Source organism: Thalassospira sp. GO-4, assembly GCF_023588965.1.
In the GTDB taxonomy this organism is placed as follows: Bacteria; Pseudomonadota; Alphaproteobacteria; order Rhodospirillales; family Thalassospiraceae; genus Thalassospira; species Thalassospira povalilytica.
This window is the reverse complement of the sequence record NZ_CP097807.1, coordinates 2399099-2424171: the sequence shown is the minus strand read 5'-3', so window position 1 is coordinate 2424171 and position 25073 is coordinate 2399099. Positions and strand designations below refer to the sequence as shown.

At 55.4% G+C, this 25073-nt stretch carries 22 protein-coding genes; 4 read left to right on the top strand and 18 right to left on the bottom strand.

Annotated features, from left to right (window positions below):
* Positions 1-30: 30 nt before the first annotated feature.
* The 7 genes from M9H61_RS11210 to M9H61_RS11180 all read right to left on the bottom strand — a co-directional run bounded on the left by M9H61_RS11210 (position 31) and on the right by M9H61_RS11180 (position 7734).
* Positions 31-795, bottom strand: coding sequence for a DeoR/GlpR family DNA-binding transcription regulator (locus M9H61_RS11210; protein WP_250280469.1), 765 nt, complete (start codon positions 793-795; stop codon positions 31-33).
* Between the two features lie 58 nt (positions 796-853).
* Positions 854-2689 carry a methyl-accepting chemotaxis protein gene (locus M9H61_RS11205; protein ID WP_250280467.1) on the bottom strand — a complete coding sequence of 612 codons (1836 nt, stop codon included), beginning with the start codon at positions 2687-2689 and terminating at the stop codon, positions 854-856.
* Positions 2690-2895: 206 nt separating this feature from the next.
* Positions 2896-4665, bottom strand: a complete 1770-nt coding sequence (locus tag M9H61_RS11200) for a methyl-accepting chemotaxis protein (RefSeq protein WP_250280465.1) — start codon at positions 4663-4665, stop codon at positions 2896-2898.
* Positions 4666-4864: 199 nt separating this feature from the next.
* Entirely contained in the window at positions 4865-5323 is a 459-nt protein-coding gene (gene rlmH, locus M9H61_RS11195) for a 23S rRNA (pseudouridine(1915)-N(3))-methyltransferase RlmH (protein WP_068519813.1), read from the bottom strand.
* Positions 5324-5399: 76 nt separating this feature from the next.
* On the bottom strand, positions 5400-5789 hold the full coding sequence (rsfS, locus tag M9H61_RS11190; protein ID WP_228196103.1) for a ribosome silencing factor: 390 nt from the start codon (positions 5787-5789) through the stop codon (positions 5400-5402).
* A gap of 53 nt (positions 5790-5842) precedes the next feature.
* Positions 5843-6451: a nicotinate-nucleotide adenylyltransferase gene (locus M9H61_RS11185; RefSeq protein ID WP_068519811.1), complete on the bottom strand. Its 609-nt coding sequence runs from the start codon at positions 6449-6451 to the stop codon at positions 5843-5845.
* Positions 6448-7734, bottom strand: coding sequence for a glutamate-5-semialdehyde dehydrogenase (locus tag M9H61_RS11180; protein ID WP_250280463.1), 1287 nt, complete (start codon positions 7732-7734; stop codon positions 6448-6450). The genes M9H61_RS11185 and M9H61_RS11180 overlap by 4 nt, the downstream gene beginning before the upstream one ends.
* Positions 7735-7985: 251 nt before the next feature.
* Between M9H61_RS11180 and M9H61_RS11175 the strand changes: the two genes are divergently transcribed.
* On the top strand, positions 7986-9860 hold the full coding sequence (locus M9H61_RS11175) for an ABC transporter ATP-binding protein/permease (RefSeq protein ID WP_250285045.1): 1875 nt from the start codon (positions 7986-7988) through the stop codon (positions 9858-9860).
* Between the two features lie 89 nt (positions 9861-9949).
* Positions 9950-11080, top strand: coding sequence for a YHYH protein (locus tag M9H61_RS11170; protein WP_250280461.1), 1131 nt, complete (start codon positions 9950-9952; stop codon positions 11078-11080).
* A 65-nt stretch (positions 11081-11145) separates the two neighbouring features.
* Here the strand turns inward: M9H61_RS11170 and M9H61_RS11165 are convergent, their stop codons facing one another.
* On the bottom strand, positions 11146-12102 hold the full coding sequence (locus M9H61_RS11165) for an AEC family transporter (RefSeq protein WP_068519808.1): 957 nt from the start codon (positions 12100-12102) through the stop codon (positions 11146-11148).
* Between the two features lie 139 nt (positions 12103-12241).
* Here M9H61_RS11165 and M9H61_RS11160 point away from each other — a divergent pair, with 139 nt between their 5' ends.
* Positions 12242-12859 (top strand): DUF4269 domain-containing protein, encoded by a 618-nt coding sequence (locus M9H61_RS11160; RefSeq protein WP_250280460.1) that lies wholly within the window; start codon positions 12242-12244, stop codon positions 12857-12859.
* An 18-nt stretch (positions 12860-12877) separates the two neighbouring features.
* On the opposite strand, the gene M9H61_RS11155 is transcribed toward M9H61_RS11160, so the two are convergent.
* The 3 genes from M9H61_RS11155 to nadB form a co-directional block, all read right to left on the bottom strand.
* On the bottom strand, positions 12878-13948 hold the full coding sequence (locus M9H61_RS11155; RefSeq protein ID WP_228196107.1) for a sensor domain-containing diguanylate cyclase: 1071 nt from the start codon (positions 13946-13948) through the stop codon (positions 12878-12880).
* Between the two features lie 94 nt (positions 13949-14042).
* Positions 14043-14495: an MOSC domain-containing protein gene (locus M9H61_RS11150; protein ID WP_250280459.1), complete on the bottom strand. Its 453-nt coding sequence runs from the start codon at positions 14493-14495 to the stop codon at positions 14043-14045.
* A 68-nt stretch (positions 14496-14563) separates the two neighbouring features.
* Positions 14564-16210, bottom strand: a complete 1647-nt coding sequence (nadB, locus tag M9H61_RS11145) for an L-aspartate oxidase (RefSeq protein WP_101247220.1) — start codon at positions 16208-16210, stop codon at positions 14564-14566.
* Positions 16211-16447: 237 nt separating this feature from the next.
* On the opposite strand from nadB, the gene M9H61_RS11140 reads away from it, so the two are divergent.
* Positions 16448-16858 (top strand): GFA family protein, encoded by a 411-nt coding sequence (locus M9H61_RS11140; protein ID WP_231856783.1) that lies wholly within the window; start codon positions 16448-16450, stop codon positions 16856-16858.
* Here M9H61_RS11140 and M9H61_RS11135 read toward each other — a convergent pair.
* The 7 genes from M9H61_RS11135 to M9H61_RS11105 form a co-directional block, all read right to left on the bottom strand.
* Entirely contained in the window at positions 16849-17820 is a 972-nt protein-coding gene (locus M9H61_RS11135) for an SAM-dependent methyltransferase (RefSeq protein ID WP_250280458.1), read from the bottom strand. The genes M9H61_RS11140 and M9H61_RS11135 overlap by 10 nt on opposite strands.
* Positions 17821-17926: 106 nt before the next feature.
* Entirely contained in the window at positions 17927-19228 is a 1302-nt protein-coding gene (locus M9H61_RS11130; RefSeq protein WP_250280454.1) for an esterase-like activity of phytase family protein, read from the bottom strand.
* 168 nt (positions 19229-19396) lie between these two features.
* On the bottom strand, positions 19397-20005 hold the full coding sequence (locus tag M9H61_RS11125) for a flavin reductase family protein (protein ID WP_068519801.1): 609 nt from the start codon (positions 20003-20005) through the stop codon (positions 19397-19399).
* A 49-nt stretch (positions 20006-20054) separates the two neighbouring features.
* Positions 20055-21344 (bottom strand): amidohydrolase family protein, encoded by a 1290-nt coding sequence (locus M9H61_RS11120; protein ID WP_250280452.1) that lies wholly within the window; start codon positions 21342-21344, stop codon positions 20055-20057.
* 48 nt (positions 21345-21392) lie between these two features.
* Positions 21393-22334, bottom strand: a complete 942-nt coding sequence (locus M9H61_RS11115; protein ID WP_250280450.1) for an ABC transporter permease — start codon at positions 22332-22334, stop codon at positions 21393-21395.
* A gap of 11 nt (positions 22335-22345) precedes the next feature.
* A complete protein-coding gene (locus M9H61_RS11110; RefSeq protein ID WP_114113141.1) occupies positions 22346-23413 on the bottom strand; it encodes an ABC transporter permease in 1068 nt (355 codons plus the stop codon).
* Positions 23410-25020 (bottom strand): ABC transporter ATP-binding protein, encoded by a 1611-nt coding sequence (locus tag M9H61_RS11105; RefSeq protein WP_250280449.1) that lies wholly within the window; start codon positions 25018-25020, stop codon positions 23410-23412. Before M9H61_RS11105 ends, M9H61_RS11110 begins: the two co-directional genes overlap by 4 nt.
* Positions 25021-25073 lie beyond the last annotated feature (53 nt).

The window sequence follows — 25073 nt, the reverse complement described above, 5'->3', positions numbered from 1 at the left end:
GATCGGCCCTCAGCAATCAGCACTTGGCAGTCAGCCGGCCTTGATCAGGCAACCGGTATCGTGGATGGTCTCGCCAAGGGATCCGGGCGGTGTCTGATCACTGATCAGGATATCGACATTTCCCCAGTCGCAATAGCGCGCCGGGAAGGCCTGATTGAATTTGGTATGATCGGCAACGATCATGGACCGTGTCGCCCGTTCCATCATGACGGCATAGACTTCGGATGCTTCGATCAGGGCGTCGCTTGCACCATCTTCATCAAGGCCACTGGCGCCAAGGATCGCCCATTCCACCCGATAATTTTCAAGAAAACGGATGGTTTGCGCGCCATGCATCGCGCCTTCCTGGGCGTGATAAAGGCCCGGTGCCATGATGACCCGGATGGTCGGGTTGATGGCAAGAACCGTTGCCACCCCGAATGAATGGGTGATGACCGTCAGGTCATTCATGGTTACGGCCAACCGTTTGGCGACATGGACCGTGGTCGCACCCGATCCGATCATGATATGGCGGGTCCCGGCCAGTACAGGCATGGCGTGGCGGGCAATCAGTTCACGTTCGGCGATATGAAGTTTGTGGCGTTCATTAAGTCCCGGCTCGCTTGACTGGCGACGCACCGCCCCGCCATAGGTGCGGTTGATCAATCCCTGTTGGGTCAGTTCGTCAAAATCGCGCCGGATGGTTTCTGTCGACACGGAAAGACGGTCTGCCAGATCAATGATCCGCAGGGACGGTTCATGGTCAAGTTCACGCAGAATGCGTTGTTGTCGCAGGGATTTTTTGTTTGTCGCCATGGCGCGATGATAGTGCCGATACCGTCATCGCGCCAGCGTGTTGTATGGGGGGGGCGCCTTATTTCGCCGGGTCGATGTTGAATTTCCGACAATGGGCCTGATAGCTGTTGGCAAGTTCGTCGGCCCCGATCAGATTGCCGGCTTCGTCCTTGTAGGTCAGGTGATGATTGATGGCCTCACCCTGCCACAGCTTTTCAATCGCGGCCCGTTCCGGGGTGGTGTGGAACCGGGCAATGAAATCATTTATAGCGCATAACAGCGTATAGGAAGCCGGGTCGGCCGCGACGGCCGCGACATAGAAAAACGGATGGGGCAGGATCGGTTTGGGCAGGACTTCAAGCCGCCCGTGCCAGGGGCTTTGCGGGTTGCTTGATGCCCAGTGAAAGACCGGATGGTCGCCGGCAAAGGCATCAATCGCACCGGTGGCAACCGCATCATGAACCCGCGAAATATCGCCATAGGCAATCATGTTGGACAGTTTGGCAATGCCGCCGGGCTTGTTTTCATTATCGGCCCAGCGCAATCCGACATCTTCAAGAACCGCAAGGGCGGCCGGGTCATTGACCGTTCCAAGAACCTTGCCTTCGAGGTCGGCGATCGTATTGATCGATGTGTTTTCCGGACGCCGGATCAGTGAAAAGTTCAGATAGGTGTAGGTATCTGAAAACGCGACACCCTTGTAAAAGTCGCTCGGTGGCAATGCACACCAGACAACATCGGCGGGCGGCTGCCCGGCCTTTTTGCCGGCAAACAGCAATTCGGTCAGCAAATCCCAGGGATGTTCGACAAATTCGCAGGCAACACCGATCGATTTGGCAAAGGCGTGGGCATAGTCGATATCAATGCCGTGAAGCGGGCCGTTCTTTTGGGGGCGGAATGATGCGCCGACCAGTGCCGGATCAATCGCAATCCGGATTTTGCCGCGTGACTTGATATCGGCCAGCCGGTCATAGGCCGGGTCATCATGGATATGATTGCTGCGCAAAAACTGCGAAAGCTTGGCGCTGATCGCGGTTTCATCTGTGGTGCAGGCCGATAGGTTGCCAATTTCGCCGGTGGCCCAGGATACCTTGCTGCGGGTGCGTGCCGATGATTCCTTGCTGGCATCAAGCAGTTCAAAAACAACCTGATTGTGGCCGCTGATATGGTCAAGGCGCCCCGACATCGCAGCAAAACGATCCTTAAGCCCGCCAAGGGCTTCTTCGATTTCGCTGCCAAGACTGTCAAGGTCGCTTCCGATATTTGCCATGCTTTCGCGCAAGGACCGGGTTACGTCAGACAGGTCAATCAGATCAACCGCCTCGTTGGTGCGCTGCATGGTGCTTTGGGCCAGATTGCCGACTTCCTTTGCGACGACTGCAAAACCGCGCCCGTGTTCGCCTGCGCGCGCCGCCTCGATCGTCGCATTGAGCGCCAGAAGCTTGATGCCCTTGCCGATATCTTCGATCGCACTCAGCACCTTGGTTGCGCCTTCGGCCTTGGTTTCAAGGTCCTGGCTGATCTTTTCAAGGTCGCTTCGAATGGTATCGGTCTTGGATGAAACGGTGGTGCGGGTGGCATCCTGAACCGTGCTGGCGGTCGCGGTACTTTCGTCAATTTCGCGTTTGGTCTGATCAAGGCCGGTACGAAGGTTATTGGACCGGACATCAATTTCGCGCATCAGGCTGTCCTGACTTTCGCCCGCCGTATTGGCGAATGTCAAAAGATGTTCGATATAATCCAGTGCCGAAGATATCCCGCGCATCAGCGCGGCAAGATCATCCGCACTTGCCGTGGATCTTTCTTCCGTTCCTGCATCCTTTGCCAAGCCGGATGCATCATGTTGCTGGGGTGTCGAAACGTGATCATCTTGAATGATGCTGTCATCACGCGGTGCCAGAATGGTCTCTTCCATACTTCAAGCCTCACCACTACCCGTTGAATTGGGAATAATTATTTCTTTTAGGGAAACACTACCGTCGGGCGAGTTATGTTGCAAGGCAGCATATTATGAATTTGCGAAACAGGATCTGTGACGGTGGTGATCTGTTTTGGGGTTTTTGCGGGTTGATCACGGCATCGTCCGGACTGAACGCCCGACGATGCCGTGATCATATTGCCTTATGCGTCAATCCGGATGCCGTGTTTGCGGCAATGGGCGTGATAAAGCGTTTCAAGTTCGTCCGCGCCGATCAGATTGCCGGCTTCATCCTTGTAGGTCAGATGATGATTGATGGCCTGTCCCTGCCACAGCTTTTCAATGGCGGCCCGTTCCGGTGTGGGGCGGAAACCGGCGATGAATTCATTGATCGCGGCAAGCAGGTTATATGATGACGGATCGGCCGCGACCGCCGCGGTATAATAGTAAGGCAAGGGCAGAATACTGCCCGACAGAACTTCGATCCGACCGTGCCAGGGGCTTTCGGGGTTGTTGGCCGCCCAGTGGAAAATCGGCTGATCCACCGCAAAGGCATCAACGGCCCCGTCGGCCAGGGCATCATGCAGGCGGGTCTGGTCGCTATAGGCGATCAGGTTGGACAATCTGGCAATGCCGCCGGGCTTGTTTTCATTTCCCGCCCAGCGCAGGCCCTGTTCTTCAAGGACGGTAAAGGCCACCGGATCATTGATGATGCCAAGAACCTTGCCATCAAGATCGGCAAGGCGGTTGATGCTGCTATTGCCAGCTCGGCGACATAGCGCAAAATTCAGATAGGTATAAGTATCCGAATAGGCGACACCTTTGTAAAACTCACTCGGTGGCAGGGCGCTCCAGACCACATCGGCGGTGGGGCTGCCCGGTTTGGTGCCGACAAACAGAAGTTCGGTCAGCAAATCCCAAGGATGTTCAACAAATTCACATTCCACACCAAGCCATTTTGCCAGTGCGCGCGCATAGTCCGCATCCAGTCCGCGCAACGGATCCCCGGGTCTAAGGCGGAATGACAACCCGACAAAGGCCGGTTCGATGGCAATGCGGATTTTTCCGCGCGCCTTGATATCAGCCAGCCGGTCAAAGGTCGGGTCATCATGCAGGTGGTTGGTTTTCAAAAAGCCCGCAAGTTTCTGCTGGGCTGTTCCGGCATCGGCCAATGTGGTGGCCAGTGTCCTGGTATCGGTCCGCGCCCAGGTCACCTTGTTGCGGGTGCGGGCCGATGCATCCTTGCTGCCTGACAGCAATTCAAACACCACTTGGTTATGTTCGGAAATGTCCGAAAGCCGTTCGGACATATTGGCAAACCGTTCCTGAAGCGTGGCAAGGGATGCTTCGATCTCGCTGCCCAGACTGTCAAGGTCGCTGCCGATATTGGCCATGCTTTTGCGCAAAGACTGTGTGACTTCCGACAGGTCAATCAGATCGACCGCCTCGTTGGTGCGTTGCATGGTGCTTTGGGCCAGATTGCCGACTTCCTTGGCGACAACGGCAAAGCCCCGCCCGTGATCCCCGGCCCGGGCTGCTTCGATGGCAGCATTGAGTGCCAGAAGTTTGATGCCCTTGCCGATATCCTCGATCGCGCCCAGAACCTTGTTGGCGCCTTCGGCCTTGGTTTCAAGTTCCGCGCTGATGCGTTCAAGATCGGTGCGGATGGCGTCGGTCTTGCTGGCAACGGTTGATCGGGTGGTGTTTTGAACTTCGTGGGCAACGTCGGTGCTGTTGGCAATTTCACGGCGGGTTTCATCAAGCCCGGCCCGCAAATTGTTTGATCGCACGTCAATCTCGCGCATCAGACTGTCTTGGCTTTCGCCGGCCGTATTGGCAAATTCCAGAAGATGCTGAATGTAATCAAGGGCAGCTGAAATGCCGCGCATCAGATCCCGGACCTGTGCTTCGGATGCACCACCATTGCGCGCGCCATCGGCGGTCTGATCTGCCGAAAAGACGGTTTGTTCCATTTTCAAAGCCTCGCCACTACCCAAGAGTATTTTTGATATTGGGAATGTTTTTTTCTTGTGATGAAAATGTTAGCGGGAATGGCGATATGTTGCAAGGCAACATGCACGAAAAACGAGAGAAGCGATTTCTTCACTCGGTCATCCGTTGCGATCTGAACAAAAAGGTCGTCAGGACAGGGGGTGCAGTGCACCCGATATTTTATTCGCGGTGATAGGGATGATTGGTCTGGATGGCATGTGCGCGGAACAGCTGTTCGGCGATCAGTGCGCGCACCAGCATATGCGGCCAGGTCGCCTTGCCCAGTGACCATAGCGTATTGGCGCGGGATTTAAGGGCCGCGCCATGTCCGTCCGCCCCGCCAATGGCAAAGGCGATATTGCCGGCATACTGATCCATCCAGCCTTCGAGTTTTTGGGCAAACTCGATCGAACCATATTCCTTGCCGCGTTCATCAAGGGCAATCAGGAACGCGTTGTCGGGTATGGCGCCAAGCAGCAATTCTGCTTCGCGGTCTTTGAGCTGATTGGGGGGGAGTTTTTTCTTTTCTTCGACTTCGCGTACGGCAAAGGGCCAGCGCAGCCGGGCTGCATAATGGTCAAACAGATCTTTTTCGGGGCCAGCTTTCATCCGCCCGACCGCAGCAAGGGTAATTTGCATGTCTCAGATCCAGACCGTTATGCAGATATCTGTTCAGTGACGCCCGCAACGGGCAGGCGCCAAACAGCGCGGGCTGTTAATACAGCCGCGCTGCCTGCTGTTTCAGAGCCGGGTTTTCAACGCCCCACATCTCTTCGATGTTGTAGAAGGCGCGAACTTCCGGACGGAACAGATGAACGATGACATCGCCGGTATCAACCAGAACCCAGTCACCCTGTTCCTTGCCCTCTGCCTGGGCACGGCCCTGACCGGCATCCTTGATTGCTTCGACAATATGTTCTGCCATGGCTGCCACACGACGTGATGACGAGCCGGTTGCAATGATCATATGATCGGCAAGGGAGGTTTTATCGGTCAGATCAATGGTGACAAGGTCTTCTGCCTTGTCGTCTTCGAGCGATCTCTGGATCAGCGCAAGCATTTCGCCCGGCTTCAGAGTTTGTTTTGCGGTACCTATGGTCGCCACCTTAACTTTCCACGGGATGGTCGGATAACCCGAAACGCACCTCTCCGTGTTGCTTACACCTGCCATCTGCCTTCGGCGCGAATTGCGGTCGAAGAGGCCGGATGGCGCTTGATCGGCAGGTATACCCAGGCCGGAACATCAAGATCGGCCAGCAAACCCGCCCTGTCCATGGGAATACGCCAGCGTTCCATACGGCGCGCGGCGGTTCCGGACAATGCCTTGTTAGAATACCCCTCACGGTCGATAACCGCAATGGGAGCACGTAAAATCAACCTGTCCCACCATTTCCATTTATGGAACTGGGCCAGGTTGTCTGCTCCCATCAGCCAAACGAACCGTGTTTGGGTAAAACGACGTTGCAAGGCTGCAAGAGTGTCGGCCGTATAGCGGGTTCCAAGCTCGGTTTCAATTGCAGAAACAACAATGCGGGGATGCTTTGCCATCATCAGTGCAGAATCAAAGCGATCGGCAAGGTCGGCCATACCGGTTCTGGACTTGAGCGGGTTCTGCGGGGAAACCAGCCACCAAACCGCGTCCAATTGCAGGCGTTTCAACGCTTCGAGCGATATATGAAGGTGCCCTTCATGAGCGGGGTTGAACGACCCGCCCAGCAATCCGACGCGTTTTGGTGCGACATGCGATCTTGGCGCAGGGACGCTCATGGACGGGTCTGACCCTGACCGCGCACGATGTATTTATAGCTGGTCAGCTGTTCGACTCCGACCGGACCGCGTGCATGAAGCTTGCCGGTCGAAATGCCGATTTCTGCCCCCATGCCAAATTCGCCGCCATCGGCAAACTGGGTCGATGCATTGACAATCACGATCCCCGAATCAACCCCGTTGAGGAAGGTCGCGGTGGCGGTGGCGTTTTCGGCAATGATCGCATCGGTATGGTGCGAACCGTATGTGTTGATGTGATTGACGGCTTCGTCAACGCCCGAGACAACCTTGATCGAGACAATCGCATCAAGATATTCGGTGACCCAGTCATCCGCCGTTGCCGGTTTGATGCGGCCATCAATCGCCTGTGCGGTTTCATCACCGCGCAGCTCGCAGCCCTTGGCAACCAGCGCCTCGGCAATACGGGGCAACAGACGCCCGGCAACCGAACTGTCAATCAGGACGGTTTCGGTCGCACCACAGATACCCACACGGCGCATCTTGGCATTGACCACGATATCCACGGCCTTTTGCGGGTCGGCACTGGCATGGACATAGGTGTGGCACAGACCTTCAAGATGTTTGAACAGCGGAATGCGGCTTTCATCGGTAATGCGCGAAATAAGCGACTTGCCCCCGCGCGGAACGATGACATCGATATAGTCCGACAGTTTCAGCATTTCGCCAACCGCGGCACGATCGGTCACCGGGATCATCTGGATTGCATGTTCGGGCAGGCCAGCCTCGATGATGCCGGCTTTCATGCAATCAAAGATCGCACGCGACGAGTTGAAGCTTTCCGACCCGCCGCGCAGGATCGCGGCATTGCCTGATTTGATGCACATCGCACCGGCATCGGCGGTAACGTTCGGGCGGCTTTCATAAATGATGCCAATCACGCCAAGCGGTACCGAAACGCGTGCGATATCAAGCCCGTTATGTTCCGGGCTCCAGCGGGCCAGTTCACGACCAACGGGATCAGGAAGATCTGCGACCGCTTCGACACCCGATGCAATGCCTTCGATCCGGGCTTCGTCAAGGGCAAGACGGTCCAGAAGGGCAGCGGTAAGGCCCTTTGCACGGCCGGCTTCCATATCCTTGGCATTGGCTTCAAGAATGGCGGCGGCATTTTCGCGCAGCTTTGCGGCGGCGGTTTTCAGGGCGGCTACTTTTGGTTCTGACGGGACCTGTGCAAGTTCGAGTGCAGCGGTGCGGGCATTGATGCCCATTTCGCGCATAAGCGTCGCGATGTCCTGACTTTCGATACTGGCAAGCGCCGTCATGGTCCTGGTTCCGTTCCTAGAAAGCGGTTTGATCGCACCTGCGTCAAACCCGCCGTTTTGAGATTTTATCAACAAATTGGCAAAATAGACATCAAACCCGCAGTTCGCAATGATCTTAAGTGGATAAACGTCCATGCGTGCTTGCCAAAGCGGGCATTCCGGTCCATCTGTTTGGGACAGAATGAAAAGACATACCGTGCGCATCCCGCCATGCTGTCCGGTACCTGTTTGGGGATAAGAAATTGAAAAATATGGGTTCCGATCAGCCGACCGCGCGCGCGGAGTTTGGCGTTATCAAAACATTTCTGCCCTATTTGTGGCCACGCGGCGAAGTCGAACTTAAGGCGCGGGTTGTTCTGGCCTTGCTGTTTCTTGTCGGGGCCAAGGTCGCAAACGTTTACATTCCGGTATTATACAAATACGCGGTCGATGCGCTGGGCGGTGGGGAAAAGGCCGGTAATGCCGCACAATCGGCAGCGCAGTCGGGCGGGACGGATGGTACATCACTGATCGTTGTGCCGGTTGCGTTGATTGTCGGTTATGGCCTTGTGCGTATTCTGGTGGCGGCATTTGGCGAGATGCGCGATGCGATCTTTGCCAAGGTGGCCCAGCGGGCCATTCGCACATCGGCCCTTGGTGTTTTTGAACATCTTCATGGATTGTCGCTGCGCTTTCATCTGGATCGTCAGATGGGTGGGCTGTCACGTGCGATTGAACGCGGGGTCAAGGGCATTGAATTCCTGTTGTCCTTCATGCTGTTCAATATCCTGCCGACCCTGCTTGAAATCGTCATGGTCTCGGTGATCCTGTGGGCGCTTTATGATGTCTGGTTTGCGCTGATCACCTTTGTCACCATCGTTATCTATATCGTCTTTACGCTGGTGGTGACCGAATGGCGGATGAAGTTCCGCCGTGAAATGAACAAGCGCGACGATGAAGCCAATACCAAGGCGATCGACAGTCTGATCAATTACGAAACGGTCAAATATTTCAATAACGAAGCCCACGAATCAAAGCGGTATGACGCCGCATTGCGGGGCTATGAGATCGCAGCAGTCCAGTCACAGGTTTCGCTTTCCAAGCTTAATGTCGGGCAGGGTGCGATCATTGCGGTCGGTCTTGTTCTGAACATGTTGCTGGCAGCCCAGGGGGTCAAAGACGGCACCATGACGGTGGGCGACTTTGTGCTGGTGAATACCTATTTGCTGCAACTCTATATGCCGCTGAACTTCCTTGGCTTTGTCTATCGCCAGATCAAACAGTCGCTGACCGATATGGAACGCATGTTCTCGTTGCTTGATGTCGACAAGGAAGTCGAAGACAAGCCGGGCGCAAATGCACTTGCCTGCAAGGATGCAGCGATCCGGTTCGAGGATGTTCATTTTTCCTATAACCCGGATCGAAAAATTCTTAAGGGTGTCAGCTTTGAGGTGCCAGCGGGTAAAACCGTCGCCGTGGTCGGGCCAAGCGGGGCAGGGAAATCGACGCTGACCCGTCTGATGTTCCGGTTCTATGACGTATCGGGCGGGCGGATCACGATTGACGGTCAGGATATCCGCGATGTGACGCAAAATTCACTGCGTCAGGAAATCGGCATCGTGCCCCAGGACACCGTGCTGTTTAACGATACCATCGCCTATAACATTTCCTATGGCCGCCCGGGTGCCGCGCAGGAAGAAATCGAAAATGCTGCCAAACTTGCCAGCATTGACGGTTTTGTTGCCGGTCTTCCCGACGGGTTCAAAACCATGGTGGGTGAACGCGGTCTGAAACTTTCGGGTGGGGAAAAGCAACGCGTGTCGATTGCGCGCATGTTGCTCAAACGTCCGAAAATCATGATCTTTGACGAGGCAACATCGGCCCTTGATACCAGAACGGAAAAGGACATTCAGCAGGCCCTGCGTGATGTATCGCGCGGTCACACGACCCTTGTGATTGCGCACAGGCTTTCCACCGTGATCGATGCCGATGAAATCATTGTCCTGCGCGATGGGCAGGTGGCCGAACGTGGCCGCCATCAGGATTTGCTGGCACAGGACGGGCTGTATTCGGAAATGTGGGCCCAGCAACAGGAAATCCGCGAGGCCGAGGAAATCCTTGCACATGCGGGTGAAATCCCCGGCTAGGGCGGATATATCAGATTTTTCTCTGGAACAGTGTGGCGTTATCCCCAACTATCAGGATGACGCCACATCTGCTTTTGGGGGAAAGTCCGGTGCCGAAACTGACACGAAGCGAACTTCACGCGCAGCAGGATCAGCAATCCGCTCATCACCATCACCAGCATGATCACGCGCCGATGGACGAGGGCAGATATACCGGCGACACACGCAAAGAAGTCGACCGAATGCGGCGCAATCTTCTGGTCGGGCTTGGCATGTTGCCCCTGGCCGGTATGGTCTTGAACCCGTCCCGGCAGGCCTGGGCACTGTCAAACGAAGTCCGCATGCGTGAAGATGGTCGGTATCGATACATCACATCAAACGCCATTCCCGATCATGCCACCGGAAGTTTCCCGAACCGGCGCAACCCCAATGCGATCAAGGCGCAGGCCCTTGAATTCCGTTTGCCCCTGAACCCGGTTCGCACCGGGCGGTTCGCCCCGATTGATCGATTGTCATTCGGTGTTGCGGTAAACGGGGTTCCGTTTGATCCCTATACTGCGGAATTCTGGCAACGCAATCGCCAGTCCGGCTGGCGATACGAAGCAATTTCACCAACCCTTGATCTGGGGCTTGATCAAAACAATGCCCATGTGCAGCCCGATGGCACCTATCATTATCATGGTGTGCCCAAGGGCCTGATAAAAAGCTGGTCACCCGATCAGCATTCCATTCGCATCGGCTTTGCGGCCGACGGTTTCCCGATCTATGCGATGTTTGGCTATGCCGACCCCGATGATCCGGGATCACCGGTGGTAGCGTTGCGCAGTTCATGGCGGGTCAAAACCGGCACGCGTCCCGGTGGTCCGGGCGGGCCATATGACGGAACATATGGCGAGGATTTCGAATATGTGCCCGGTCTTGGTGACCTTGACGAGGCCAATGGCCGTGAAACCGTGACACCGGAATATCCGCAAGGAACCTATGCCTATTTCGTGACAGAGAGTTTCCCCTTCATCCCGCGCCTGTTGGCCGGTATTGGCGATCCCAGCTTCAACAAGGGGCCGGGTGGCATGCCGCCCGGTGGACCCGGTGGAAATGGACCAGGTGGCGGCCCCGGGGGTGGTTCAGGGGGTGGTCCGGGTGGTGGCCCAGGTGGTGCAGGCCCGGATGGTCGCCGTGGTCCTCCGCCGGGTGGCGGTTTCCCCGGACAGCGTCCAAAGTTCGGCCAGCCACCAAGGTGAAATCTTGCGCCGGTGACAGGTAGAGATAGACCGTTAAGTGGCGGCGGATAATGCTGTTTTGGATGTCAGGGCAGCGGACCAAAGACGTGGGTGGTATCGAGAAGCCACAATGCGGTGCTGATGGTGATGAATGACAGGGATGTCGCCATCATCAGTGACGCCGCGCACAATCCTTCATGGCCATAACGTTGGCCGAAAATCGGATAGATGCTGAGCATCGGGGAACAGGCAAAGGCAACGCAGGCGATCCGCAAAGTCGGATCCATATCCGGCAGAAGATAAACCAGAACAAAGACCAGAATCGGGTGCAGCAACAGCTTTGCGCTGACGATGCGTGCCATATCGACGCGAAGCCCCTTAAGCTTCAGCCCGACAAGGCCCCCGCCAATGACAAACAATGCAACCGGCCCCGACGCCGATGCCAGCATGTCAATCACCCGGACAATCGGGCCGGGCAATGTGACGCCCGATAACGAAATCACAAGTCCGATGGCAATGCCGATAATGATCGGGTTGCGCCCCAGATTGACAAACGCCTTGCCAAGTACCTGTACGCGGCTTTGCCCGTTATTTTGTGCACTGTCACCCAGCACCAGAACCAGCGGCATCATCACAAGGTTTTCAATCATGACACACAGCGCAAGTCCGATTGCCGCGGTCGGGCCAAGGATCTGGGAGACGACCGGATATCCGACAAAGCCGCTATTGCACATCGACATGCCAAGGCCTTGCAAGGTGGCGTTGGCCTGACTTTTGCCGGCAACTTTCAGGGCATAGAAATAGCCAAATGCAAACACCAGAAGCGAGCCGATCCCGTACGCCAGAAGATAGACTGGTTCGATAATCTCGGTCAGATCACGCTGCCCCAGTGCCCGGATCAACAGGCATGGCAACGCGAAATTCATTACAAATGCCCCCATGCCGCGCACAATGTTTTGCGGCACGATATTGCGATAGACTGCAAAATAGCCGATCGCGATGATCATGAAGATCGGTGACGTGATCGCCAGAATATCAAGCATGTGACTTACGGGCTTTCTGGTTGGCTGCGCACAGGAACATGCGCAAATGGCTGGCGCAGCACCATCTGATTGGAATGGCTGCGATTATCAGGTATCTCCGCATTGGTCGATCGGGTCAAGAAACGGAATGGTTTTGTCAATGAACCAAACAGTAATGGATTGGCATTGCGGGTGTCGTCGTGATGACTTTCGCGGGCTGGATCGGTTGATGTCGGCATCTTCGCGTGGGCGTCAGGCCGCAGAAATTCTGCAAAAATTCAGGGTCATGGACATCCTTTCGGATTTTGATCCGGTTGTTGCCGGGACTTTGCCGATCGGGATCGATACCACCAGTTCCGATATCGATATTCTGTGTCATGCATCCGATTTGGACCGGTTCAGGAAATTTGTCATGTCGCGATTGAATACGTTCGCGCAGTTTTCCTGTCATGATCGCGCGGCAACGGAAAATGTCGGGGCGGCGGTGGTTGTCCGGTTTGTCTGTGGCGGCTTTCCTGTCGAGATATTTGCAACAAACTGCCCGGTCATGTCGCAATTCGGATTTGTCCATATGCTGGTTGAAGCCCGGATATTGCATTTGATGGGGCCGGATTTCGCAAAAGGTGTTCAGACCCTGAAGATGGCCGGGGTCAAAACCGAACCGGCCTTTGCCCAATTGTTGGGACTGGACGGCGATCCCTATATCTTGCTGGCGGAAATGGCGGATATGACACCGGGCGAAATGCACAACCGGTTGATATCAACGGTTGGGAAATGATGCCCGGAACCAACCGCGTCAAACCGGTTGGTCTGGTGCAGGAAGGGCGCGATAAACAACGTTTTCAAACCCGTCTGCCTTGGCCTGATCCATGGCATTTGCCGCATGTTCAAGGATCCGGTTGGCCTTGAAATGCAGTTTGGTGTCGGGATCGGCCCAGGTGGCGCCGACACTGATGGTGATGCGCACTGGATCGCCTTCCATGTCGGTAAAGCGGCATTGTTCGCGCACCGTATCGCACAGCTTGAAGCCAAGGAAACTTGTCTGTTCCTGACGCACACCGGGCATCAGACAGGCAAAGCCGCATTCATCAACCCGCCCGACAACGTCGCGGTCACGCAACGATGATGTGATAACCGACGCAATTGCCTGAACGATCCGGTTGACGGTGTCCTTGCCATAGGTTTGCAGCAGTCTTTCGTGGTCATCGATTTCAAACCGATAGATCGCAAGACTGTCATGCTTGAGACGGGCATTGATCAATTCGCGGTGCAAGAATTCCTTCATCCCGACGTCATTCCAGGTCCGCGTCATCGGATCGATCAGCAATTCATGTTTGGCCGGATCAAGATCATCAAGAACCTGTTGCGGGGTTCTTGCACCATAGCGCAGGGCAATCGCGGTTTCCGCCCAATGGCCCAGATCTTCAAGAATCTGAAGGTCTTCCTCGCTGAAATGGCGGGTTTGGGTATCGACCACGCACAATGCGCCGATCTTGAAGCCATCCGGATTGGTCAGCGGCACACCGGCATAGGCACGTACATTGGGAATGCCGGTGACAAGCGGGCTGTCATGAAACCGTTCGTCATGTTCGGCATCCTCGACGACAAATGTCTTGTCACCCAGAATGGCATGACCACAGAACGAAATATCGCGCGGGGTTTCCGATGTCGGCTGATTGATGTTGGATTTGAAAAACTGGCGATCATTATCAAGAAGCGATATCGCCACGATTTCCGATCCGAAAATGCGTTGGGCAACACGGGTAATACGATCAAGTTCGGGGTCGGCATCACTGGTCAGAATGCCCATGCTTTCAAGCGACTTCTGACGGGCAGCTTCATTGTCTGGTAATTCAGCTTTTTTCATCTGATCTTCCCCCCGGTTGATCAATAACCTTTGATGTAAATTCTGTTTGCCCGATACCCGATGCCCGAATTCAATTCCTGTGCGGTTGCGACGGTCAGGCCACCGGTATCGTGACCTGATCCCCGATCGCCAGTTCGCCGCTTTCAATTACCCGGCACGTTACCCCGCCGCGCCAGTCGGGCGTCATAGCGTCCTTTAACCCCGGTGCGGCATCATCCATGCGGTGGCAGGGATCGGTTTCCCCGGTAATTTCAAATGTTACGCTGCCGATGACAAGTTTGCTGCCCTTTTCACGGGGCAGATCGATCCCGCGCACAAACAGGTTTGCCCGCCTTGTCGTCCAGGGCAGATCAGGTTTGCCGATTTCGTTGATGGCGGCGTTCCAGCCTTCCTCGGCCAGGATCGTGACCTGCCGACGGCGCAACTTGCCGCGATAATCGCCATCAACGCCAAGTTCGGTGCTGACCTGAACCTGATCCAGTGTCTCCATTGGCGCATGGGACTTTGATTTGCGGGCAATTCCGATCAGTGTGGCGTGCGCGGTCATGGCGGGGTTCCGTTGCAGGCATCAGGGCATGTTTTGGTGTGGATGGATTGGTGTCGTCAGGTGACCGGTCAGGTTTTCCACTGACCGGCAATTACCCAGCGACCGGCAAAGTTTTCAGGCACCAGAATGGTCTGGCGCGGTGATCCGCTTTGATCAAGGTCGGGATAATCGGTGGTATAATGCAAACCACGGCTTTCGCGACGCCACAGGGCCGATTGAATGATCAGCTTGGCCACCACTGACAGGTTGCGCAGTTCCAGAAGGTCATTGGTGACACGGAAATTGCCGTAATATTCGTCAATTTCCGACAACAGCAAATCAACACGGTGCTGGGCGCGCTGCACACGTTTGGTGGTGCGCACGATGCCGACAAAATCCCACATCACGTTGCGCAACTGTTCCCAGTTATGGGCAACAATGACTTCCTCGTCGGAATCGGTGATGCCGGTTTCATCCCAATCGGGGATCGGTTTGAAATGATCTTCGACCGGAAGCGCTTCGATAATGTCATTGGCCGCGGCCTCGCCAAAGACCAGACATTCCAGAAGCGAGTTGGATGCCAGACGGTTCGCACCATGAAGGCCGGTGCCCGCACATTCACCGATCGCATAAAGCCCGGTCAAGTCTGTGCGCCCGCGCAGATCGGTTAGAACCCCGCCACAGGTGTAATGGGCGGCCGGAACAACCGGGATCGGCTGTTTGGTCATGTCGATGCCATAACCAAGGCAGGTTTCATAAATCGTCGGGAAGTGTTCCTTGATGAAATCCTTGCCCTTGTGCGTGATGTCGAGATAGACGCAATCAGCACCCAGACGCTTCATTTCATGGTCAATGGCGCGTGCGACAATATCACGCGGGGCCAGTTCACCACGTTCGTCAAACCGGTCCATGAAACGTGTGCCGTCTGGCAACAGCAACTTGCCGCCTTCGCCGCGCACGGCCTCGGTGATCAGGAATGATTTGGCCTGCGGGTGATAAAGACAGGTCGGGTGGAACTGGCTGAATTCCATGTTCATCACACGGCAACCCGCACGCCATGCCATGGCGATACCATCCCCGGTCGATCCGTCCGGGTTGGATGTGAAACGGTAAACCTTGCTGGCACCACCGGTCGCCAGAACAACCGTGCGGGCATTGAATGATTTTACCTTGCCGGTTTCAAGATCAAGCGCATAGGCACCGATGCAACGCCGGCCTTCGCCGCCGAATTTGCGATCAGTGACCAGATCAATCGCCAGATAATTTTCAAAAATCTTGATGTTCGGATGATTGACCGCCTGGCTTTGCAGGGTGGTCTGAACCGCACGGCCGGTGGCGTCGGCGGCATGGACGATGCGCCGGTGGCTGTGCCCGCCTTCGCGGGTCAGATGGAATGGCTGACTGTTGTCACCATCAGGATCACGGGTCAACTGAATGCCAAGTTCGTCAAGCCAGGCAATCGCACGCGGCGCATTGGCGGCAACGAATTCAACGGTTTCACGTTTGCACAGATCAGCACCGGCAATCAGGGTATCGCGAACATGGTTTTCGATGCTGTCAGTCGCATCAAGAACCGCTGCGATCCCGCCCTGGGCCCAGTTTGTCGATCCGTCATCGATCTTGCCCTTGGACAGGACAGCGACCTTTACATGCGGGGCGAGTTTAAGTGCAGTGGACAGACCGGCAGCACCACTACCGATGACAAGCACATCATAATGGAAAGAATTTTCGGACATTTTATCCCATCACTTTCGGGCGGGGTCAGATGGCAGGGAATGGCGCGGTGGCGTCATCATCTGGCTCCGAACAGAAGCCGCAGAATAGGACTGCTTTTCATCAATCTCAAACATATTTGTCTGAAATGGTGTGATGAATACGGGGTGAACGGAAAGTCTGTGTCACAGTGCTTGCATTATCGGCACACCATGACAGATAAAAAAGGTACCATTCATCACCGATCGGGGGAGGTCGCGGTGAACAAACACTCAGCCGAAAAAACCGGCTATCACGGTGGGTGCCATTGCGGTGCCGTGCGCTATCAAATCAATGGACCGGTCGATGATACGGTCATGTGCCATTGCAATCTGTGTCGCAAACTGCACGGCCATGTCAGTTCCTATGCCCGGTTTGATCGCCATCATCTTGATCTGATCCGCGATGACGGGTTGCGCTGGTATCGTTTGTCGGAAAAAACCGATCGCGGTTTTTGCAAGGAATGCGGCACCGGTTTGTTCTGGCGACCGGTGCGCACCGATCATATGGCGGTGATGCCAGGGACCCTTGATGACAGCGCTAACATGACGACAGCCGGTCAGATTTTCTGTGCGGACAAGGGTGACTATTACCCGCTTGATCCCGCGATCAAACAGCTTGATCAATCCTGATCGGTAACGCCGGGCACCTTCATCCAGGTCAGTTCGTGCTTGTTGTTATACAAATGCACGACCTTTGATCCGGGAATATCGGCAAACTGGGTGATGGCGGAATAATCCGTATCGCCCTGCAATTTGATGGTGCAGATAAAGTTGGTCGCCATGCCGGTTTCCATCCACTGATTGACCAGTGTGAACAGGCGATCCGGATAACAAATCACGTCCGAGCACAGCCAGTCGATATGGCCGATTTCTTGCGGATTGAGGCCAAAGGCACTTTCCTGACGGAAATCAACGCGCGGCAAGTTGGCAATTTTGCTGTCCAGCCGCGCCTTGTCGATGGAAATGACATCGGTGCCAAATTCATGCAGAACCCAGGTCCATCCGCCCGGGCTTCCGCCCAGATCCATGGTGCGTTGTCCGGGCTGCGGATAGGCACCAAGCCGTGTGAAGGCTTCCCACAGTTTCAGGTACGCGCGGTTTGGCGGTGTGACCTTGTCTTCTTCAAATTCGACATCGCCGTTTTTCCAGGGGCTGGAACAATCCGCCGATGCGATGATCGTATCGGGATCAATCAGCGTCCATGAACCAAGCGGCGCGGTCGGGGCCGGTTCGCCAAATACCTGACGTTTTGCCGATACATGGGGCAGGTGCCCTTCGATCAGCTTGGCGCGGGAAAAATGATCAAACTTGAACAGGGCCCAGTTGCGCTGATTGAATTTCAGGATTTTGGCCGCACCCTTGATCGACGGGATGGCGATCCGGACCGGATTGCGCCAGACATTTTGCGCCCAGAAAACGCGGCGTTCCGGGCCGGGTGCGAACATCAACCGGTCATGGCGTTCAATGACATCGCCCAGTTCATTGAACAGCTGATCCTCAAACCCGACAGGGGCGAGGTAGCCGGTTGCATCCATGGGTTCAATAACGGCATCAATGCCGTCCGGGGTGTCGAATGTCTGTGTGTTTGTCATCATGGGCCTGCTTTTACGCCCATTTCAGCCAATAAAAAAGCAGGAAAGCTGCATAACAGCTTTCCTGCCGCGATGTGGCTAGTTGCCAAGGTGGCAACAGATCAAATCAGAATTTGTCGGCCTGAACCAGACCGTCAATCAGGATCACCTTGGTCGGGTCGCCCTTGATGCCGAAATCATTGTCATTGATCATGGCAAGTGCGCCGTCGCCCATGATGGCAAGACCTTCAAGCTTGTTCGGTGCTTCCGGGTAATCGGCACTGTCAAAGCGAAGGGTCTTGTTCACCGCAACCAGATCAATGGTCGACAGATCATTTTGCTGTTCAAGCGACGGGCTGGTGGACATGTCATCCCAGCGGCTTGCAAGGATGTTGGTCGCACCATCAAGCTTGATTTCATGAAGCTTGGTGGTCTTGTCGGTCCGTTCGAGAACCAGAAGACGGTCATTGCCAAGGGCAAGGACTTCGGAAATGCGCGGGGCATTTTGTTTCTTGGACGGATCGTTGCGGAAGGTCTGCGGATCATCAAGCTGATAGATATATTCGCCAGTCAGCTTCTGTGCGACACGGTCATAAACGAACAGACGGGTGTTCTTGGCCGCCTTGTAGGCATCTGCATTCGGATTGGCCAGCGGGTTCTGAACCATGAAATACAGCTTGGTTTCGTCTGGCGATACGGCCATGGATTCAATGCCGCGGTTGGTTTGGCGCGTCACCAGAATGGCCGGAAGACCGCCCGATACCTTATAGGCTGCATCATCGAAATCTTTTTCCGATCCGGCCGGAACGATACGTTCGATCACGGTGCCGTCTGCGGCAACATGCAAAACGGACGGACCGTTTTCTTCCCCAATCCAGTAGGTGCCATCAGACAGGCGAATGATGCCTTCGGCATCGATTGACGATACGGACTGTTCAAGCGGATTGCCGTTGGCATCAACCGGCTTTTCGGTTTTGGCAACGGTCAGCTTGTTGGTAAGGCCGGTCAGCGGAACGCCATTTTGATCCTTGATGGTGATGACATCCTTGATGTCAAAGCTGCCATCGTCATTGAGGAAAATGGTGTAGATTGACGGGGAATAATCCGGGGTCGGATAGATACGGACTTTCTTGCCTTTGCATACGACGTCTTCGGCAACGCCGAGGACGTCCTGAACGTCACCGCAAACAAAGTTCGGACCACGGTCGGAAACGGCATAGAACATGTTGGCCGGATCACCCGGACGACGATATGCACCGGAACCCAGACCAATGGTCAGGTCACGGGCCTTGCCGCCATCAACCATCACGGTCGAAAGATTGTTGATCGCGCTTTTGGTTTCAAAAACCCTGGCGTCCCCTGCCATGGCCGAGCTGGCAAGAAGCAAGGCTGCAAAGCCGGCAACGCCCGCTGCAAACGTCCGTTTCATGGAATAAATCCCCCACAGAAAAATCTGAAAAAAGTGCAAGAACCCACAGCTCAAGCCCGTAAATGTTCGAGCGAACTGTGTTCTTGTTCACATTAGAGATTCTCTGTGACAGTTTGTTTGCGCTTGCGCGTCGTTTTGATGAAACCAATCAACCGGTTAACGGATTTTCTATTTCCAGAAATCCTCGCGGCGGACCGTAAAGGTTTCCGATACGCTGGCATATTCCTGATAGCCAAGCCGGGCCAGCGGTTCAAACAGCGTGATATCGACCATGCCATCGCGAATAATGTCATCATCAATGTGCAAGCCGACCACAGTGCCGATCACCATCGCACAGGGCCGTTTATCGGGAAAGGCACTGGGCAGATCGACAATCTGATAGACCGTGCATTCCATATGGATCGGAACACCCTTGATCAGATGCGGTTTGACGCATTTGGCCGGAAGCTTTTCAAGTCCGGCATATTCAAATTCGTCTTCACCCGGCGGCAGTGGGGACGAGGAAAAATTCAGTTCCTTAAGCATCGCACGCGGGGCAACACCGACAACAAATTCGCCGGTATCACGGGCGTTTTGCAGACTGTCAATCGAACCACCTGACGAAAACATCACCATCGGCGGGGTGCCAAGCACCGCATTGAAAAACGAATAGGGCGCCAGGTTGGGACGCCCGTTCTTATCAAGGGTCGAAACCCAGCCGATCGGACGCGGTGCCACACAGGCCTTGAACGGATCATGGGGCAGGTTATGTGGCGTTTTTCCCGGTTCATAGAACATGGCGGCATCCGTTCAGCAGCAGGTTGTCTTCAAATCTGAACCGGACCAATTACTGGCCCGGCGCATATTCATGTTCACGCACATGATCCGGACGGTCGGCCAGATGCAGGCGGGTCTGGGACATCGGCGTTTCGGCAATGATTTTACCGCGCCGAATGACAAACAGGCGGTTGGCCCGCATCCGGATGGCTTCAATCGTATCGCGGGCTTGCAGGATAACGAAATCGGCATTGTTGCCAACCTCGATGCCATAACCTTCAAGGCCCAAAATCCTGGCCGGTTCCCTGGTCACGGCATCAAAGCAGGCCCGGATATCATCACGTGATGTCATCTGGGCAACATGAAGCCCCATCGATGCGACTTCAAGCATGTCACCCGACCCCATCGAATACCAGGGATCCATCACACAATCATGGCCGAACGCCACGGTCAGGCCCGCCTTGCGCAGTTCCGGCACACGGGTCATGCCACGGCGTTTGGGATAGGTATCATGGCGGCCCTGAAGGGTGATGTTGATCAACGGATTGGCAATGGCGGAAACTTCGGCCTCGGCCATCAGGGCAATCAGTTTGGACACATAGTAATTATCCATCGAATGCATCGATGTCAGATGCGATCCGGCAACGCGCCCCTGAAGCCCGAGGCGCTGGGTTTCATAAGCCAGCATTTCGATATGACGCGACAGCGGATCATCTGATTCATCGCAATGCATATCAACCATCAGGCCGCGATCGGCCGCCATTTCGCAAAGCTCCGCAATGCTTTGCGCACCGTCGGCCATCGTCCGTTCGAAATGCGGTATGCCGCCGACAACATCAACGCCCTTGTTCAGCGCGCGGATGGTGTTTTCCTTGGCGGTTTTGCTGCGCAGATAGCCATCCTGCGGGAAGGCAACCAGTTGCAGATCGATATAGGGTGCGACCTGTTTTTTAACTTCAAGCAACGCATCAACCGCAAGCAACCGGTCATCACAAACATCAACGTGACTGCGAATGGCAAGCAGACCCTTGGATACCGCAAGGTCGCAATATTTAAGGGCGCGTTCAATTACGGCTTCGGGTGTCAGAAGCGGTTTAAGTTCGCCCCAAAGTGCGATGCCTTCCAGCAGGGTGCCAGACTCATTCATGCGCGGCAGACCAAGCGACAGGGTGGCATCCATGTGGAAGTGACTGTCGACAAAAGGCGGACTGACCAGCATGCCGCCACAATCGATTTCCTTGGTCGCGGGGATGTTCAGGTTCTGGCCAATCTCGACAATCTTTCCATTGCTACAAGCGATATCAACGCCCGCCTGTCCATTGGCGATATTGGCATTTTTCAAAATCAGATCGGCTTGCATGGCGTCATCCTTGGTCTTGTGGTGGCGGTCAGAAACGGATTGTTGCGATTAACGCTGGCCCTTGAACCAGGGCACAAGAAGCGCCTTGGGATAATCGGCCTTACGGGCAACAACAATCAGGGCAATGATCGACAGGATATAGGGCATCATCAGGAAGACCTGCGATGGCAGGAATGCACCCACTTCGGTTTGCAGGCGGACCTGAAACGCATCAAAGGCCCCGAATAACAGGGCACCGATCAATGCCTTGCCCGGTCGCCAGCTTGCAAACACGGTCAGCGCAATGCAAACCCAGCCACGGCCATTGATCATGCCAAAGAAGAACGCATCAAAGGCTGACATGGTCAGAAACGCGCCGCCCAAAGCCATCAGGGACGAGCCGACAACAACCGCACCGATACGCAGGCCATAAACCGAAAGTCCCTGTGCCTCGACCGAGGACGGGTTATCACCGACCGCACGGATCGCAAGACCAAGTGGCGTGCGATACAGAACCCAGCCGGTAACAAACACCAGAACAAGCGCCAGCATCGTCATCGCGGTTTGTGAAAACAGCGCCTGACCGATGAATGGCAAGTCTGACAGGAACGGAATATCAAGCGGACGGAACGGTTCGATGCGCGGCGGTGATGACACATCGGGCAGGGCCGTGCGATAGGTGAAATAGGAAAGGCTGGTGGCAAGAAGGGTCACGCCAATACCAGATACATGCTGACTAAGGCCAAGCGGTACGGTCAGGATCGCATGGATCAGGCCAAAGAACGCCCCGGCCATTGCGGCAACAAGCACACCACCCCAAAGCCCGGCGCCAAGCCACACGGCCATCCATCCGGCCATGGCACCGGCGGTAAAGATGCCCTCGATACCAAGGTTAAGCACCCCGGCGCGTTCGCAAACAAGTGCACCCAGAACCCCAAAAATCAGCGGGGTTGCGATACGAATGGCGGCTTCCCAAAAGCTGGCAGCAAGAAGAATGTCGATGATTTCCATATCTGTTCTCCTTACCCGGCTGTCTTGCGATCAAAATGAACCGTAAATCGGGTCAAGAAGCCGCCAATCAAAACACAAAGCAACGCCATCGCCACAATCAGATCGGCCAGATAGCTTGAAACGCCAATCGCGCGGCTCATGGAATCTGCACCGACAAATACCGATGCCACAAACAGGGCCGATGCGATCACCCCGACCGGTGATAAACGCGCCAGCATGGCAACCACGATTCCTGCATAACCATATCCCGGTGACAGGTCGGTTGCGAGATATCCGCGCGTTCCGGCAACTTCGGCAACCCCGGCCAAACCGGCCAGACCACCCGAAAGTGCGGCAACAAGGATCATGGTTTTGGTGACCGAAATACCGGCGAATTTGGCGGCTGCGGCATTTTCGCCGACTGCACGAATTTCAAAGCCCCAAACAGTACGTTTGACAAAGACGGCCAGGGCAATGGCCGACACCAGTGCGATGATCAGGCCGAAATGAACACGCATCCGTTCGATCAGTGGCGGGAAAACCGCACTGTCGATAATCGGCTCGGATTGCGGCCAGCCCATCGACATCGGGTCTTTAAGCGCCCCTTCAAGCATCATCTGAACAAACAGAAGAACAATGAAGTTCAAAAGAAGCGTGGTAACGACTTCATCAACACCCAATCGGGTTTTCATCAAAGTCGGGCCGATCAGCATCAGGGCACCGGCAACCATACCGGCAATCATGACAACCGGGATCATGATCCAGCTTGGACCATCAATCACACCCGATCCGATGGCCACAGCAGCCATGGCCCCCATGTAAAGCTGGCCTTCGGCACCGATATTCCAAAGTTTTGCGCGGAATGCGATGGCTGCTGCCAGACCGGTCAGGATCAGGGGGGTCGCGCGGGTCAACATTTCGGAAATCGAAAAGACCGACCCGAATGCACCACTGATCATAAGGCCGTATGCCTTGATGATCGGGGCATCGGCCAGTGCAAGCGGAATGGCGGCCAGCAAAATGGCAATGGCAGCGGCAATGACCGGAACGCCATAGGTCAGAACAGGGCCGGGATTGGCGCGGGGTTCAAAGCGGATCATGCCGTTTCTCCCGAATGCGTGGTGGTCTTTTGGTTGGTCGGGGCATGATGGGCTTTCTTCTGGCCGGCCATCATCAATCCAAGTTCGGATCGATCAATGGTATCGGTCGCCATTGCCGGTGTGATGTGACCGGCATGGATGACGGCGATCTGATCGGAAATGGTCAGAAGTTCATCAAGGTCTTCTGAAATCAGGATCACGGCCGCCCCGTTTTGACGGGCTTCAAGCAAACGGCGGTGGACCTCGGATTGTGCGCCGACATCAAGGCCGCGGGACGGCTGATTGGCCAAAATCAGTTTCGGTGATTTTTCCAGAACGCGTGCCAGAATAAGTTTCTGGATATTACCGCCCGACAACAGTCGCGCCGGGGCATCCGGGCCGGGGCAACGCACATCATAATCGGTGATCGCGTGTTCGGCGCGTTTGCGGATCGCCTCAAAATCAAGGAAGCCGAATTTCTGATAACCGGCATTGCGGACATCTTCGATGGCGATATTTTCCGCCACCGTCATCGATCCGACCATGCCATCATGATGGCGGTCTTCGGGGATGCGGGCGATGCCGTTTTGCGCAAATTGATGGGCGTCGAATTTTTCGACCTTTTGGCCAAAAATCTCGACCGAACCGTGATCGGGTTTATCAAGGCCCGCGATCAATTGCGCAAGGGCGGCCTGACCGTTGCCAGACACACCGGCAATGCCGAGAATTTCGCCTTCATGGGCCGTGATGGAAACGCCATGCAGGGACCGTCTTGAATCACCGCGATCAATCGTGACGTCGGAAAGTTTAAGGACCGGTTGGCCCGGTTCGCGGGCGATACGGCGACTGACCGGAACTTCGCGCCCGACCATCAATTCGGCGATGGAACGATGATCGGCGTCACTTGTCAGCATTTCACCGACTTTCTTGCCGCCACGCAAAACCGCAATCCGGTGCGACACAGCCAGAACTTCGGCCAGTTTGTGGGCGATGATGATGACTGCCAGACCGTTCTGCGCCAGTTTGCGAAGAACGGCAAACAGGCTGTCGGCTTCTTGCGGGGTCAGAACCGCAGTCGGTTCATCCAGAACCAGAAGCCGGGCATCGCGATAAAGGGCCTTAAGGATTTCAACGCGTTGCTTTTCGCCAACGGTCAGTTTGTGAACCGGTTGATCCAGATCGACATTCAACCCCGATCCGGCCATCAATTCCGCCAGTTTGGCGCGTGCCTTGGTGCGGTCGCGGCGCAGGCGGAAAATCGGTTCGGTCCCCAGCACGATGTTATCAAGGCCGGTCAGGTTTTCGGCCAATGTGAAATGCTGATGAACCATGCCGATCCCGGCATCCAGAGCCGCCTGCGGGGCGCCCGGTTCAAGCTGTTCAAGGTTGCCGTCGCGCGCGGCAACCGTAACCGTGCCTTCATCCGCGACATAGTGACCGAACAAAATATTCATCAATGTGGTTTTGCCCGCGCCATTCTCGCCAAGCAGGGCAACAATTTCGCCCTTGTGGACCGTCAGGTCGATGGCGTCATTGGCAATCAGCGGGCCAAATCGTTTGGTGATGCCTGCCAGCGCAAGCAGCAGGTCTTGGGATGTTTGTTGTGATGTTTGCGCAGCAGATGACATCCGGGCATTCCGTTTTGTTTTTGCGTCACGCTGTGGGGCGAAAGGACGATGGT